The sequence below is a fragment of the Stenotrophomonas sp. 220_Sma genome (genome assembly GCF_056487375.1).
In genome coordinates, this window is sequence record NZ_CM151348.1 from 2,027,856 (window position 1) to 2,043,176 (window position 15,321).

General features: G+C 55.4%; 13 protein-coding genes and 1 tRNA gene. 8 read left to right on the forward strand and 6 right to left on the reverse strand.

Features of this window, described 5'->3' with window-relative positions; translation table 11 throughout:
* Window positions 1–24 precede the first annotated feature (24 nt).
* The 7 genes from ACZLIB_RS09610 to ACZLIB_RS09640 all read left to right on the forward strand — a co-directional run bounded on the left by ACZLIB_RS09610 (window position 25) and on the right by ACZLIB_RS09640 (window position 8,890).
* A complete protein-coding gene (locus ACZLIB_RS09610; RefSeq protein ID WP_182267683.1) occupies window positions 25–2,238 on the forward strand; it encodes a polysaccharide biosynthesis tyrosine autokinase in 2,214 nt (737 codons plus the stop codon).
* 99 nt (window positions 2,239–2,337) lie between these two features.
* Window positions 2,338–3,417, forward strand: a complete 1,080-nt coding sequence (locus ACZLIB_RS09615) for a glycosyltransferase family 4 protein (protein WP_182267684.1) — start codon at window positions 2,338–2,340, stop codon at window positions 3,415–3,417.
* Window positions 3,404–4,108: a WecB/TagA/CpsF family glycosyltransferase gene (locus ACZLIB_RS09620; protein WP_478469714.1), complete on the forward strand. Its 705-nt coding sequence runs from the start codon at window positions 3,404–3,406 to the stop codon at window positions 4,106–4,108. The genes ACZLIB_RS09615 and ACZLIB_RS09620 overlap by 14 nt, the downstream gene beginning before the upstream one ends.
* A 26-nt stretch (window positions 4,109–4,134) precedes the next feature.
* On the forward strand, window positions 4,135–5,235 hold the full coding sequence (locus ACZLIB_RS09625; RefSeq protein ID WP_182267686.1) for a glycosyltransferase family 4 protein: 1,101 nt from the start codon (window positions 4,135–4,137) through the stop codon (window positions 5,233–5,235).
* A complete protein-coding gene (locus tag ACZLIB_RS09630; protein WP_182267687.1) occupies window positions 5,225–6,382 on the forward strand; it encodes an acyltransferase family protein in 1,158 nt (385 codons plus the stop codon). The genes ACZLIB_RS09625 and ACZLIB_RS09630 overlap by 11 nt, the downstream gene beginning before the upstream one ends.
* On the forward strand, window positions 6,375–7,568 hold the full coding sequence (locus ACZLIB_RS09635) for a hypothetical protein (RefSeq protein WP_182267688.1): 1,194 nt from the start codon (window positions 6,375–6,377) through the stop codon (window positions 7,566–7,568). The genes ACZLIB_RS09630 and ACZLIB_RS09635 overlap by 8 nt, the downstream gene beginning before the upstream one ends.
* Before the next feature lie 80 nt (window positions 7,569–7,648).
* Window positions 7,649–8,890 (forward strand): MATE family efflux transporter, encoded by a 1,242-nt coding sequence (locus tag ACZLIB_RS09640; RefSeq protein ID WP_182267689.1) that lies wholly within the window; start codon window positions 7,649–7,651, stop codon window positions 8,888–8,890.
* Between the two features lie 410 nt (window positions 8,891–9,300).
* Here the strand turns inward: ACZLIB_RS09640 and ACZLIB_RS09645 are convergent, their stop codons facing one another.
* The 6 genes from ACZLIB_RS09645 to ACZLIB_RS09670 all read right to left on the reverse strand — a co-directional run bounded on the left by ACZLIB_RS09645 (window position 9,301) and on the right by ACZLIB_RS09670 (window position 15,129).
* The gene (locus ACZLIB_RS09645) at window positions 9,301–11,448 is read right to left on the reverse strand and encodes a YjbH domain-containing protein (protein ID WP_182267690.1); all 2,148 of its coding nucleotides are present in this window, start codon (window positions 11,446–11,448) and stop codon (window positions 9,301–9,303) included.
* Window positions 11,448–12,221 carry a capsule biosynthesis GfcC family protein gene (locus ACZLIB_RS09650; RefSeq protein ID WP_182267691.1) on the reverse strand — a complete coding sequence of 258 codons (774 nt, stop codon included), beginning with the start codon at window positions 12,219–12,221 and terminating at the stop codon, window positions 11,448–11,450. The genes ACZLIB_RS09645 and ACZLIB_RS09650 overlap by 1 nt, the downstream gene beginning before the upstream one ends.
* Complete coding sequence (locus ACZLIB_RS09655; protein ID WP_232528329.1) at window positions 12,218–12,898, reverse strand: YjbF family lipoprotein; 681 nt, start codon at window positions 12,896–12,898, stop codon at window positions 12,218–12,220. The genes ACZLIB_RS09650 and ACZLIB_RS09655 overlap by 4 nt, the downstream gene beginning before the upstream one ends.
* A gap of 26 nt (window positions 12,899–12,924) precedes the next feature.
* Window positions 12,925–14,031, reverse strand: coding sequence for a polysaccharide biosynthesis/export family protein (locus ACZLIB_RS09660; protein ID WP_182267692.1), 1,107 nt, complete (start codon window positions 14,029–14,031; stop codon window positions 12,925–12,927).
* A gap of 89 nt (window positions 14,032–14,120) precedes the next feature.
* Window positions 14,121–14,429, reverse strand: coding sequence for a hypothetical protein (locus ACZLIB_RS09665; protein ID WP_182267693.1), 309 nt, complete (start codon window positions 14,427–14,429; stop codon window positions 14,121–14,123).
* Window positions 14,430–14,538: 109 nt separating this feature from the next.
* Complete coding sequence (locus ACZLIB_RS09670) at window positions 14,539–15,129, reverse strand: phosphatase PAP2 family protein (protein WP_478469716.1); 591 nt, start codon at window positions 15,127–15,129, stop codon at window positions 14,539–14,541.
* Window positions 15,130–15,238: 109 nt separating this feature from the next.
* Here ACZLIB_RS09670 and ACZLIB_RS09675 point away from each other — a divergent pair.
* Window positions 15,239–15,315, forward strand: a tRNA-Arg gene (locus tag ACZLIB_RS09675).
* Window positions 15,316–15,321 lie beyond the last annotated feature (6 nt).

Below are 15,321 nucleotides of genomic sequence, written 5' to 3' on the forward strand. Positions count from 1 at the left end.
TACGCAATTGAAGAGCGTTTACTGATGACCACCGATCCCCGTAGTCCGACGCAGGGCGATACCGATGAAATTGACCTGCGACAGTTGCTTGGCACTTTGATTGACCATAAGTGGTTGATCGCAGGGGTTACCTGCGCCTTCTTCGTCATTTCTGCGGTTTTCGCAGTCCTCTCGACGCCGATCTATCGAGCGGATGCAATTGTCCAGGTAGAGCCCAAGGTTCCTAGCCTGCCCGGGCTTTCAGATATCAGTCAGTCACTCGGAATGGGAGGTGGCGCTGCCGAGGCGACTACAGAAATTGCCCTGATTACCTCGCGCGCGGTAGTTGGTAGTGCTGTCGAAGCGTTGAAGCTCGATGTGGCAGTGGAGCCGAATCGTTTCCCGTTGATCGGTGGTTATTTTGCACGCCGCTCTGAAAGTGCAAACCCCGACGGCTTGGCTGGCGTCCGATTCGGCATGTCGCGATTCGGCTGGGGTGGAGAGCGGCTTGACGTCTTCCAGTTGAATGTCCCGCGCCATTTGATTGGCAAGCCACTGACTCTTGTTGCAGGTGAAAATGGGAGTTACGAGCTGGAGGACGATTCCGGTAATCAATTGCTGACTGGCCAGGTGGGGAAGCTGGCTTCAAAGGCAGGTGTAGTGATGCAGGTTGCCGAGATGCGGGCACACTCGGGGATGCGATTTGAAGTTGTAAAGCATCGGAGCCTTGCGGTCGTAAGCGACCTGCAGAAGTTAATTGCGGTTGGCGAAGCAGGTAAGGATTCTGGGATTCTTACTCTGGGGTACGAGAATTCGGACCCCGATCTCGCCCGCAACTTCCTGCAACAGATTGCCTCGGCATACGTTCGGCAGAATGTCGAGCGAAATTCTGCAGAGGCTTCGGCACAGCTTACCTTTGTCAAGGAGCAGCTTCCGAGTATCAGGAATCAGGTTGACGCAGCCCAGAAGGCACTTAGCGCCTATCAAACCCGCGCCAACTCCGTTGACCTTACTCTTCAGACTAAGGGCTTACTCGATCAAGAGGTGGCTGTCGAGACGAGTATCCAGCAGCTTCGCCTCCAGCAAGCTGAGATGGATCGGAAATTCACCCGTGATCACCCTGCATATCAGGCGTTGATGCGCCAGATTGGCGAGTTGGAAGGAAGAAAGAACAGTTTCCAGGGGCAGGTGAAGCAATTGCCTGAAGCGCAGCAGGAGCTGTTGCGTTTGACACGAGATTTGCAGGTTAGTAATGAGATGTACACCGGCATGCTTAACCAGGCTCAGCAGCTCGATGTCGCGCGGGCAGGCACCGTCGGTAATGTGCGAATCGTCGACTCGGCTGAAGTGGACTCGACCACGCCAGTGAAGCCTCGCAAGCCGATGGTAATGCTGATAGGAACAGTGCTGGGTCTGTTCCTTTCTATTGCATTGGTGCTTCTGAAGCAAATGCTCAATAGAGGGGTTGAAGATCCGGCACAGATTGAGGAGCTAGGACTGCCTGTTTACGCATCGATTCCCGTTAGCGCGCAACAGCAAAGCGACTCTGTGCGTGGCAAGTTCCGAGGCGATGGCAAGCTCCACTTGCTGGCCGTAAAGGATCCTGCTGACTTGGCTGTAGAGGCTGTCCGGAGTCTCCGGACTAGTTTGCACTTTGCGCGCTTGGAGGCAAAGAATAATATTGTGCTCATCTCTGGTGCCAGCCCGAATGCTGGTAAGACATTTGTCTCTTCAAACCTCGCCGCAGTGATTGCACAGGCGGGGCAGCGTGTCCTAATCATTGATGCTGATATGCGTAAGGGGACTTTGCATAAGGCTCTCGGAGTGTCGCAGACCCCGGGGCTTTCGGACTTGCTCGCTGAAACTGCAACTGCAGGTGAGGTTGTTCGCGCTCTCCCTGGTATCGATAATCTCAGCTTTATTTCACGTGGCGAGGTTCCGCCGAATCCATCAGAGCTTTTGATGCATTCGAATTTCACGCGCCTTCTTGAAGATCTCTCGCCGCATTACGACTTGGTTATTGTTGATACTCCCCCAATTCTGGCTGTGACTGATGCTGCGATCATAGGGCACCAGGCTGGTACATGTCTGATGGTCGCAAGGTTTGGATTGAATCAAGCAAAAGAGCTTGCTCTCGCTAAGCGCCGCTTTGAACAAAACAATGTCCGTGTCAAGGGCGCCATTTTCAATGCTGTCCAGCGACGCGCCACGGGCTATTACAGCTACGGGTACTACGAGTACAAATCGACATCTCATTGATCTCGGTTAAGTCCCGCACTTCGTATTTTCAGCTGGTGGTTTTCGATCACCAGTTGCGCATTTTAGCTGCGGGACTGAGATTTAAGGCAGGGAGGCGACGTGGGTTCGATTACAATTTTTGACCTTTCATTCATTGCTGATCGGCGCATCAGTGGTGTTGAGCGATTTTCAATCGAAATCTATGAGGCGGCGGCTGGCCTGGCTCCGGATGCAGTGATTGCTCTGGTTCCAAGGGGGGGCGCTGCACTCGTTTCTATTGGCAGAGTCCACGCTCTGCCGTTCAGATCCAAGGTGCTCAATCAGCTCTTCGGCGTCCCATTCGCGATCTGGAAGCTGCGTGCCACCAAGATCGTCTTTCCGAGTTTTCCTCCAAGCCCGCTGTGTTTGCTGATTCGTAATCTTTCAGTATTTCGTGTAATCCACGACACCGTATATTGGGACAAGTCGTCCACGCTATCCCGCAAGGCGAGGCTCTATCTCAAGCCGCTGGAGAGGGCCTGGCTTATGCGATACAGAAGAATTGCAACTGTTTCGTCGTTCTCAAAGAGTAGACTCACTAAGCTCTTCCCTGGACTGCTTGGGAAAATAGAGGTCGTTCCCAACGCTGTCTCTGGTCGGCTAGCAGATCCAGGGCCCGCGCCAAGTATCGATAAGTATGTACTTTCGGTCGGTACCATTGAACCTAGAAAGAATTTCCCCTTCTTAGTCGCGGTTTTCGAGCACCTCGCTAAGTCAGATGGAGATCTCAACTTGGTGATCTGTGGCAGGCGAGGCTGGGCCTATGCTGGGCTGCGTGAGCTTTGCGACAAATCTCAATTCTGTAGCCGCATTCATCTGATAACAAACTCTTCCGACTCTGAACTTGCTTCTTACTACAAACACTGTCGAACATTCGTCTTCCCCTCGATTGAGGAGGGGTTTGGAATTCCTCTCATTGAGGCTATGTTCTACGGTCGACCCGTAGTTGCCGCAAATAACTCTGCCATCACTGAGATTGTCAGCGGTGTTGGTACGTTAGTTGATGGGTACGATATCAATAAGTGGTCCGCCGAGGTGGAGCGTTCCATTGTTGAGACACCCCTGGAAAAGCAGGAGCGCCTGCGCGAGCGTTCAGCGCAGTACTCTTGGACCGCCTCGGCGCGAAAGCTGATAAGGATGATCGAAAATGAGGCCGCATAGTGTTTTTCCAATAGGCATCGATGATTTTCCCCTGCCTGAGGTGGTTCGCCTGTGCTTGGAGCTTGGTAAGTTTCGATACGTAGTCACGCCTAACGTCGATCACATGTGCCGAATTTATGATGACGTCGAGATGCGTCGCCTTTATGAAGAAGCTGACCTCTGCGTCTGCGATAGCAAAATTCTTCAATACATTGCCACGCTGAAAGGCGCTCCTGTAAAAAATGTCGTCCGCGGGAGTGATTTGGTTTTCGCAATTCTGAGCGAGATTCCCAAGGATCGACGAGTGTTTGTTCTCGGTTCGCACGATGATCTAGGGCCCGCCGTGAGCTCTCGATTTGGACTGAGACACGTTGGGGTGATGTCGCCGCCATTCGGCTTTGAGCACGAGGCGGAGGAGATGGATCGCGTGTTGAAGGCGATTAAAGCCTTTGATGCGAGCCTCATTCTTCTCGCTGTTGGATCTCCAAGGCAAGAGATTGTCGCTCGTCATCTCGCCTCCATTCTAGATTCGGGTGTCGCTGTCTGCTGTGGGGCTGCGGTGAGCTTTGCTGTTGGCGATGTGAAGCGAGCTCCGCGCTGGATGTCGGCGATCGGTGCTGAATGGTTGTACCGCATGCTCCAAGATCCTAAGCGGCTCTTGCCTCGGTATGCAGGAAATCTACAGATATTTCGCAAGGCATTTTTGAAATGAGAGACTCGTCCAGTTCTCAATCGCGCATGTTGCTGGTCTGGCATGAGGCCGGGAATCCGCTTTACGTGGATCGCTTTCATGCTCTCTCGGAGCACTTTGAGCTCACGGTCTATGGATTCAAGGAATTCCAGGGCGTCAGTTTCTCAAAGCCTGTACTTGATCATGGGAATTTTGTTTTTGAGCTCTTCCGACCCATCTTCGCTGCACACTGGCTAACAGTTTTCTCATTCTCGCTGCTTTGGCGAGCATGGCGGGGTCGATTCGAAACTATCTATGTTCATCAAGAGCCTCACTCGTTGCTAGCGTTCCTGCTCGTGCTCTTCTGTAGAGAAAGTGCCATCTATCTTGACGCAGCTGTAATTAATAAGCGACTGAATTTTGGTGGTCTAAATCCATTCGAACGCTACGTCTATCGGCGCACGAGCGGAATTTTTTATCGTAATGACGACGTGCGTAGCGTGCTGAGGTTTCGTGGTTGCCCAGATTCAAAGCTTGTTCAGCGCTTGGGAAATGGAGTTTCAAGCAGAACGTTTTACGACAAAGGTGTAGACGCCAGGGAGGAACTCACTGGTTTTCCCGCGTCTGGAACCCTCGTGGTGGGTTATGCGGGTCGAATTTGGGGGTACAAAGGCGTTGAAATTCTGGGGGCGATCGCTGCAATGCCTGGAGTATCCGCCGTCGCGTGTGGGCCAGTATGGGACGAGGAGCTGGCCGCATCCCTTGCGGCAAGAGGCGTAATACTCTATCCAAAGCTCGATAAGGACGAGTTGGTTTCCTTCTATTCGTCGATTGATATATTCATCTTGCCAAGTATTCCGTCGCCGAACTGGGTAGAGCAATTCGGCAGAGTCGTGGTTGAAAGTGTATTTTGCGGCACGCCCGCCATTGGTAGTAGTGCAGGCTTCATCCCCAGCCTGGTCGGCAAAGCACAAGTCTTCGATGCATATCGTCCAGGCGAAGCTTTGCCACTAATAGATCGGCTGCGAAATAGTGCCCTGAGGGCCGAATTGCTCGCGGAGCAGAGGTCACGCCTAATGGATGAGTATTCATGGGAAGGGATCGCTAGTGCCGTCCGCAAGCGCATAGTGCCAAACTCCTTGGTTGAGAATTCGACTTATGAAAGATGAACGACTGTACGCGCTTGATGTAACTCGGGGCCTTGCCGCCTTGGCGGTCGTCTTCTCTCATTGGCGACACTTTTTCTATGTTGGCGGATCACTGCCCGAAGGCGTAAGTTCTCAATCCTTCCCCGGTTATTCATGGCTGTGGCCGCTCTATGACTACGGATGGATTGCCGTAGACTATTTCTTTGTTGTTTCTGGATTTGTGTTCTTCTGGCTCTATGTCGACGTTATTCGAGATCGTGCGATTTCATTTGGAAGGTTTGCCTGGTTGAGGTTGTCGAGGCTTTATCCACTGCACTTTGCAACACTGATTCTGGTGCTGGTTCTGCAGTGGGCATGTCTGTCCAGAACGGGTGAGTATTTTGTGTATCAGTACAACGATGCACTTCATTTCATACTAAATATTTTCTTTGCGTCGCACTGGGGTTTTCAGGCTGGTGACTCCTTCAATGGGCCAATTTGGTCTGTTTCAGTCGAAGTCGCTTCCTATGGGGCTTTCTTTCTCGTTGCTTTTCTGATTCGTGGCAAAATCTTGCGCATTGTCATTCCACTGATGCTGTCACTGGCGTTTAATGCGGCTGGTTTTAATCCGCCTCTGGCGAAGGCGCTGCTGCTTTTCTTTGTTGGCGGTGGAGTTCATCTGCTTGTGGCTCGATTTCCGGTCCGGAATCAAGCTGCCTCACTCGCCTGGCTTGCTGTGGCAGCAATCAGCTGGATAGTTACGATCCAGTTCGTATCCCGTGGCTCATGGGAGGCGGCGTCGAACATCCTCGGTTTTCCATCGATCCTTTCCGAAAACACGAAATACTTGTCAAGAGTATTTACTAGTTTCTGGCTTTTCCCTGTTACAGTCTATTCGGTTGTTGGTATAGACTTTGCGAAATTGATCTCCTTGCGATCAGTTTCTTGGGTCGGAGACATCTCTTATGCGTCGTATTTAACGCACTTCCCGCTTCAGTTAATTGCGCACTTGATCATGCCGGTGTTCGGGCTGGGCATTGCCGTGTTCTATACCTGGCAGTCTCTGTTGATCTTCTACGCCATTCTTATCGGTCTTTCGCTTGTTGTCTTCACTCAGTTTGAGAAACCAGCGCAGACCAAGATGCGAGATGCATTCTTCGCGAAAGGCAGATTGGTGCGCAGTGTCTAGCGTATCGGCTAAGCGCGTCCCATTTGGTGTAGCCGAGTGGCTGGTCATCGCGTTCGTATTTTTCAATGCTTTGCTCTGCGCAGCGCTGGGCGCGGGTGTGCAAGTTACCAATACATACGTAGCGGTAGTTCAGGCGCTTCTCTTTTCGATGTTCGCTGTAGTCATAGCTATTCGTGGTGGTCTGCGGGCTGTTGACTTGGTCCTGATTCTTCTTCTTGTCCTGGCTGTTGGTTACTCCCTTCTAGTCGGAAAAGTATCTTCACCAAAGGCTTTCTTTGACGTTCTTGTTCTTCCTTTGGCTCTTATTTTCGGATTAAAAATCCGCATAAATATCTGGCTTGTAGTTAGACTTGTGTTCATCGTCAATGCGATGTTTGCCGTTCTTGAGTGGTTCTTTCCCTCTCAGTTTCTAGATATATTGCCAGTGGGTAGGTACTACTTTGAGACGCGGGCATGGGTGGCTGATGGCGCTCCTGACTTTGATGTATCGGGTTTCTATATTGGTGCAGAGCGCGCTGGCGGGGGCTATTTCACCGGTGGACACCGCTTGGCATCCTTAATGCTAGATCCCCTGACGCTCGGGTACCTGATGGTTCTTGTGGCGGCTTCTGCATGCATATTCTCGCGATCGAAAAAAGAGTTTTGTTTCTACTACTTCGGTGCGATAGCTTTGACGGTTCTAAGTGACTCCCGAGTAGCATTGCTCCTGCTGTTGCTTACTCCTTTGCTGGGGAGGGGGATAATTCCCCGTCTTCATCTCATTTTAACTATGGCCGCGCTATGGATTTCTTCACTGGTCATTTGGTTCTTCTACGGAAGTTTGTTGGGCGAATTCAATTATCGAATTTCTCTCACGGTATCTGCTTTGCGTGATAATGGTTTGGATGGTTTGTTGGGCTTCTCGGAATTTGCTGGAAAGGCAAACGATTCTGGGTATGTTTACTTGCTCAATATTATGGGCCTTCCTCTGGCCATTGTGGCAGTAGCTTATTTGGATGGCTATAGAAAGATGGCCTGTAGGGCAGGTGTGGCTGGTGGTGTGGTCGCATTGGCGCTATACCTTGCAGTAACCATGTTCTTCGGCGCAGCGTCACTTTCGGCTAAAGTCGCTATCATCTGGGGTGCCTTTGCTGGCGCATTGGCCCAGCAGGGGCGATCCACTAGTAAGCACCAGGAATCGTGGTGATCAGGTCTTGGAAGTCAATTGTGTCGAGGATCCCGCACAGGCTTTCCGATAGGGAGACTCGAAGAATACTGCTGCAGACGATGCTTTCCCTGCTGCTTAAGGTTTTCGCGGGAGTTTCTGGTTTTGTTCTCAATTTGGTCGTATCCCGCTCGCTTGGTGCGTCTGATGCGGGTACGTTTTTTCTGGGCCTGACCATCAGCAATGTTGTTGGTATCTGCATTCAATTCGGCTGCGATCAGGCTGTTTTGAGGCGAGTCGGGGTCGCGAAGAGCGCTGGTGACTTTAGTTCGGCGCGGCAAGCTCGAAGAGCGAGTTTCCAGATTCTCGCGATCGGTGCCGGAATCTCCATCCTTGTTGGCCTTCCCCTTGGGCTATCTGCGCTCAAAAGTCACAATCTCACGGAGGTTCTGCCTCTCGCGGTAATGTGGCTGGGTGCAATTCCTTTTGCGATCAGTTGGTTGCTCGCGCACTGCTTTCTCGGATGGGGCTTGATTGCAAAGTTCCAGGCGTACCAGAATTTAGTGTCTGCAGCGTTGTTCTCGTTGTTGTTCCTTGCGTGGCAGTTCTTTACGGGGCGGCATGAGGTTCTAGATGCATCTATACTTTACCTGCTCTCTCTGAGTGTGGTTGCGGTGGCGGGTGAGTTTTCCTGGCGCCGATTGATTGGTGTCGGGCTTGCCGAGGCTGCGTCTGTCCGCAAGCTTGCGCATGAGGCCGCTCCTCTGTTCGGCATTGCGGCGCTTGGTCTACTGATGACTTGGGGAGCGCAGGTTGTTCTGGCAATGTTTGCTCCTGCATCTGACGTGGCAGTATTTACGGTGGCGCTGAGAACAGCCACCTTAGTTTCCGTGGTACTCACTGCGGGTAACAACATACTCTTGCCAAGATTTGCCTCGCTTTATGCGAAGGGTGAAATTGTCGCGCTTAGAAAGCTCTGTACGCTATCAACTCGCGTCATGCTCGTACTGTGCGCTCCGGCACTTGTACTCATGTTCGTCTTTCCTCGCGAGGTTATGTCGCTCTTTGGTGGCGATTTCTCTCACGGCGGCGCCGTCCTGAGCATTCTTGCGTTAGGACAGTTAGTAAATGTTGCTACCGGAGCCGTCGGTGGCTTGCTGAATATGACGGGCAATGCATCTCTCGCGCTGAAGGCGAATGTGATTGCTGCAGCATTTACGATCTGTGCGATATTTCTTTTGGTGCCAGCTTATGGCTTGGTAGGGGCGGCCGTAGCGCAAGCTCTTGGTCTGGCCCTCCAGATGATTCTTCTGTCGGTATGGGCAAAAATCAAACTCGGCTTCATGCCCGCGAGTTTGAGGTGACATTCGCCTGTCCTTGCCTTGTATGAGATCTGCAAGTTGCTTGTCGAATGATGGGCCGCCGGTGCTCAGACGGCTGCTTTGAGCGTCAATTGAGTGGGTGCGAATAGACTCCTCGTGCTGCGGTGAGTCGGGCCACTGTGTCCTCTTTCCTTGGCGTCTACAGCGCACTTATCCGGCAAGTGGCAGTACAAATGACTGCTACGATTGCAGGTGTAACGTTCCTATCAGTGCCGATTCGGTCATGGTCTCATTACGAGCAAGCACGACCCTCTTGGAAGGTCCTGTTTAGACGCTGACCGCTGCTCAATTTTTCCGATTCATCACTTTTCCGTGCTCTGGTGCCGGCAGCCGATTCGTCTTCTTCTCGTAGATACACGCTGGGCAACGTGTGTGTTGTCAGATTGGCGCGCTTACTTCGAGATATTTCCTAGGTTGCGGAAGAAGAAGTCGGGATCGCGTTCTGAAGTGGCCTGATAGAGGTTGTAGCCTCTGGAGAGTCGCGCGCCACCATCTCTGTAGAGTGGTGTCCAGGCAAAATTCGCGCGCGCCCTTGTTGACCGAGGTAGCAGAAAGTCAAATGGCACTGATACGTAGATGCCCTTGTCGAAGCTGCCCTCACCAAACTCTGCAGAGGATACATTCGTCTTTGTAGCGTATGCACCAATTGAGGCGCCATTATCAAACGCGCGAGAGACGGAGACGGTTGCGCCCCAGTCCTTTGCAAGATACCGGCCTGCGCTCAGCACACTTACTATCTTTCTCTCGGTGCCCCATTGGTAATAGAGCGTTGCATGGCCAGTGGTAACACTATAGTCGCGGAAGCTGAACCTCTGATCGAAGTCGCGTTGCTTTACCCAGTTGAGCTCTGCGCCAACTGACCAGCGTTCGTTGAGCGGGCGGTAAAGTAACTCGCCTCCGATTCCTCCGTACATTGATTCAAATAATCCCGCGTACGCCGAAGCATAAACGTCTCGCCCAAGCTGTTGTGTGCTGGTCAGCTGAAGATTGGGGATGGTCAGGTCTTCGGTGGTGAGATACTTTCGAATGTCAGTTCTCACTCGTGGGAGATCGCTGGGTGCGTCGTAACGGAAACGATGGTAATTGTTGTATGCGTTATAGCTTGCGCTGCCGCTCAGCCAAGTGCTCCTCGACAAATTAAATGTCGCTGAGTACGATCCGGCAATTTGGAAAAGGATGAATCCATCGGGGCCGCCGATAGACTGCTGATATCCCAAATTGAACGCGCCATCGAAGCGCTTGAGCGGCGCTTTGTACAAAGTCTCATGCGACTGCTTAACTGGAGCAGTGAGTTCAATGTGGCGAGCGAGCTGTTTCAGTTCCAGGCGATTATCTAGATACGCGTTGAATGCTTCGCGCTCTATGCTGGTGTCCACTATGGGCAGGCCAAGTCGCGTGTTTTTGACAGTAAACCAAGTGGTACTCTGAGGAAGTGCATAGTCGAGCAGTCGTGCGGAACGCCCCAGACCTTGGCTGGGATAGAAGTACCGGCGTTGCTCTCCACTAACAACCACCTCTTGCCCTTGGCGGCTAATTTCCAGGACGCGAACGCCAGCGTTCTCCTCCAGCTGGACTGCCAATGCCTTCCAGTCCACACTCTCATACGCCGCAGGTTGACTGTGCTGCTCCTCGCGTTGAGGTGCTGAAAATGGTGGCGGATCCAACAGCTTGGGTGCCGACTTGGTCGTTGCCACGTTGCCCCGGAGTGTAATCCCCAGCATGAGTGCATCTCCTCGCTCCCAGCCGGCATGCAATTGCACGTTGGGACTTAGGAGGTAGCTGGCCCCGAAGTTGATCGGAAGGCGCTGTCTTTGGTTATTTCGCTGAGGCTCGCTCTTGTAGTCGTTGCCGTCGTACTCTAGCTTCAACTGCAGGGGGTGCCACGGGGTTTGGTAGGCAATCCCGCCAAAAATGCCCACAGGCCCTTTGAACATAGAATTTGAGTTCAGGCGCCCAGCCTCTTCAACGCCTCGGAATTGATCTGGACGATTGCGAAAATCTGCGTCAAGCCAGCCCAGCGGATTGTTGAAGTCGCCTCTGTTCCCAATGTAACCCGTCGCCAAGCCCAAACTGGCATCGACGCTTCCGAACCTCTTGCTTGCCACAATGTATTCGCTGGAGAACTGACCGGTGCCTCCTATGTCTCGCATGCCGGCTGCTACGCTTGGGAGCCAGTGCGTTTCCTCAAACAGACGCACCTTGAGGTCGATCGATTTGTCCTTGTAACTCTGACGTCCGCTAAGCCACTCCGGGCCATACTTTCGGTTCGCTACGGAGACGTAGCGGAAAGCGCCTTCGACCCAAGGCATTGGTTGCATGACCACAGAGTATCGGCTGTACGGGGAAGTATGGCTTGCGGTTAGAGCGATCTCGCCTTCGTCAGCCATGCGGGCAGTCGGCGTCTGCAGGAGGCCAATTCCACCCCAGTCACTGGCGGTCGGAATCGGTGCGCTCTCCGCATGAAGGGCGGCGCTGATGCTGAGGCTAAGAAGTGCGAGGGCAACACGGGTTGGGGGCGCCAGAATCGAGCGATGGTGCATTAGAGGGAGGCTCCCGGCGCATCCAGCACCTGGGTGGCGAGGAAGCGAGCAGCCTCCTCATTGATGTCGGGGGCGACGGATTTGATCTTGTCGTCGTTTAGCGGAACCAATACAACCGCGCCAGGCGCGAGGTGCGCGGGTTCTCCACGATTCCAGAGGGCGATGCCTACCTTCTGGACGTGACCATCCGGTTGAATGACGTACAGGCTATCCGGGCTGGCGACGCGCAACACGCCGCAGGCATCCCGATAGGCGCGCGCGTCTTGGCTGAAACTGTGCGGAAGCATGCAAGGCCGAGTCACGGCGCCAGTCACTTGTACCGTGGCGGGTCGGGTAGGGTAAATCAGTCGGTCTCCTGCTTCGGCAGGACGATCCTGCTCCCTGCTTACTTCCAGTCCGCGTGGGTCAAGCATTTGTGGCTCGCGACCGGTCACTGGCAGGCTGGTAAAGCTGTCGGCCATGGCCCGTGCAGTCGCCGCAAGATCTGGTGATTCGGGCTGCGCGGCCAATGTCTCGAGGTCGAACAGCAGGCCCGCCTTCAAGCGCGTTTGTGACTGTAAGGCGCTCTGACGCAGCAAAGCTGCGCCCAGTAGATACGCATCTTCGGTAGGGATGGCGGCCAGTGCAGCCACGCTCAGGCGAGTTCCGGCCGGGATTGCTTGGCTACCGCCGTTGCGGACATTGCCAGTGACTTCTACTTGGATGGGGGCGGCGGCACTGACGCCGCTAGCCATGCCGATGCCAAGCATGAGCATTGTCAATCGCAGCATCATTGGGCTTTCAGGTCCTGCGAATAGGGCTTGAGCTGGATGATTTCCAGGCTGGTGTCGGGGGCAATGGCCTGCACACTCTTCCAGATGAAACCATTGGTGGGATCGACCCAGTAGTCGTTGTTGCGGCTCCAGCCGCTGCCATGCAGTCGTTCGCGGACATGGAGCAATTCGCGTGATCTGCCAAGAATCTCAACGCTCTCACGGCCCATTGTGTTTAGCGTGCCTGTGACTTCCATGCCGAAGCGATAGCCGGGCATCACGTCGTAGCGCCGGCGAACCGTTGTGCCGTTCGCAACCTGGTGGAGCGCCCGGAACGGGGACGCGTCCTCGATATGCATTTCCTGCAGCTCTGGCTGGCCGTTATGGGTTCCGACGACCAGGCCATCGGCCAGATAGACAATGCTGCGATCAGCGCTGTACCACGCGCGACGCTCACCGTCGACGTTACCCAGCACGAGGACAGCGCCGCCGGCAGGGCCCGTTACCTTTATCTGTGGATAACGGGCCGCGGCCACTTCGGCGGCTGTGGGCTGTACATCGGGCTTGCCCTGGATGGCCAGTTGCACAGTTTTAATACTGGTGCGGCCGACTACGCCGCATCCGGCCATCATCAGCACGCCCAGCGCAGCCAGCGTCCAGGCGAGCTGGATTCCAGCGAAACGGGCGAGACTGGCCAAAGCGCTCCTGCGCATGGTGAACCTCGTCAGTTGCCCAGATCGTTCTTTGCGCTGGCGGCGTTGGTGATGATCGCGGTGAACGGCAACAGCTGGTTGACGAAGCGACTCCAGCGCGTCACGCCGGCGGCGCCGACAAAGACGACGTCACCGGGCTGCAGGTTGAACTGGCTGGCGACGGCGAAAGCGGCGGGCGAGCGTGCTTCCAGATGGAACACCTGGGACGGCGTACTCTGCAGATCATTGGAGCCGCGGATCACATACACTGCGTTGCCGTTGGAGGTGGTCTGCAGCAGGCCGCGAGCCCGGCCAAGTGCTTGGCTCAGCGAGATGTCGCCGGTCTTGAAGTTCAGTGCGCCGGGCTGATTGACCTCGCCGACCACGAACACTTCCTTGCGATCCAAGTAGGGCACGTAGATGTGGTCGCCGGCCGCCAGGAACACATTGGTGTCGCCACCACCATTGCGGCCCAGACGATCCAGGTCGATGGTGTAAGTGGTGCCATCGCGCGTGAGGCGTACACCCGATAGGTCCGCCTGGGTCGCGTCCAGGCCGGCCTGGCTGATGGCGTCGCCCAGCGTGAGGGGCACCACGGTGAGTGCCACGATAGCAGGCTGGCGCGAGGCGCCGGTCACCCACACGCGTTGACTCGCATACGTCAGCAGCGAGACATCGACCTGCGGTGATTCAATGTAGCGCGCCAGCTTCGTGGTCAATTCCTCCCGAAGTTCGCCTGGCGTCTTGCCTGCCGCGGTGATCTTGCCGATGTAAGGGTAGAACAGGGAGCCGTCGGACTGCACGGGGCGGCCAGCTGCGTTCAGCTGCTGCTGCGGACCGGCGGGCACGGTCAGTTCGGGGTGGTCCCAGACCGTGATGTACAGGACGTCGCCCGCACCAACGCGATATGGGCCCGGCCGGAACTGCGTCAATGCAGCCGGCAGGCCTCGCGCATTGTTCGACGCACGATCCATTGCGATCAGCTTCGGCGTGATGGGGATCAGCTCGATCTGGTCATTGCCGACGGGCTGGTCGTCGCGCGCCAGTACGCTTGAGCGCAAGTGCTGGCCAGGGGCCCACATGCAGCCGGTCAGGGTAAAGGCGATTGCCATCGTGGCAACGAGACGCTTGCAGTCCATGGAAAATTCTTCCTGGCCCTGACGGGCATGAAAAAACCCCCACCGAACTGACGCCCGGCGGGGGCGGGGGTACAACGTCGGTCAACCGATCAGTTGGTGCCGGTGGTGCCGGTGGTGCCCGTCGTACCGGTGGTGCCGGTCGGCGGCGGGCTGGTGCCACCGCCATTGTTGTTGCCCGCATCGTCCTTGCTGCTGTCGCTGGCGACGCTGTAAACAACGGCGGCGGCGGCAAGGCCCATGCCAACGGTCGCAACCGTGGTCAGGGTGCCAGTGGCGGCAGCGCCGGCGCCTTCAGCACCGGCAGCAACTTCGGCGGCCGGCTCGGCAGCCGGGGCATCCTGAGCGAACACCGGCGAGGACAGGCCCAGCAGGGCCAGAGCGGCAATCATCTTCTTCATCTACGGGGTCTCCTACTCCGTGAGGGAAATTTTTCCACCGCTATGTTGGCTGCTATTCATTTGCCCTGTCAAGGAACGTGAAGGAAATGTGGGGTCGCCCTGGCGATTCTCAGAAGTGTTGGAAGATCTCAGCCCTGCCGGAGATGAGCTTTGCTAGTGCAATGACGAGTTGGTGCGTGTGGACGTCCGGCAAGGCGAAGGGCAGGACCATTCCCGCGAGCACGGCAGCGACAACAGCCATCGCAGGGGCACGACCGACGGGTGATGCGGCGTGCAGTGCCCAAGTGCTGCAGCTCAGCCCAAGAGCCAGTCCGGCAATGACTTCCGAAAGGCTATGGGCATGCAGCGGGATTCGTGACCAGGCAATGGCGGTGGCCAACAGCGCGCCGATTACCAGGCCGATCGACCGTGTGCGCTTGCCGGGGCCGGCAAGCAGTACACCAACGACCGGATAGACGACACTGGACATCGCGGCATGCCCGGAGAAACCGGTGAAGTGCACGCTCTTGATGCCAATCCCCCAGCCCATGAAGGCCAGCTTTGAGGCAAGCGTAACGCCGGCGGTGACGGCGATGGCCAGCAGCCATCGCCATTTCAGGCGTGCGTCTGCACGGGGCAGGGTGATCAGTAGCACCTGGGCCATCGGCAGCAGCCAGCGGCTGTCGCCGAGGGCGGAGAGGGTTCGCCAGACGTCGGACATCCAGTTCACAACGGGTCGCGGCGGGCCAGCATATCTACTCCGAGTGCCCTGCAGAACGCCCCGCGCTTGGTCCATTCAGCCAGACGAGGTATCCTTTCCCGCTACCAATGGCCCCGTAGCTCAGCTGGATAGAGCGTCCCCCTCCTAAGGGGAAGGTCGCCCGTTCGAATCGGGCCGGGGTCACCATCTTCC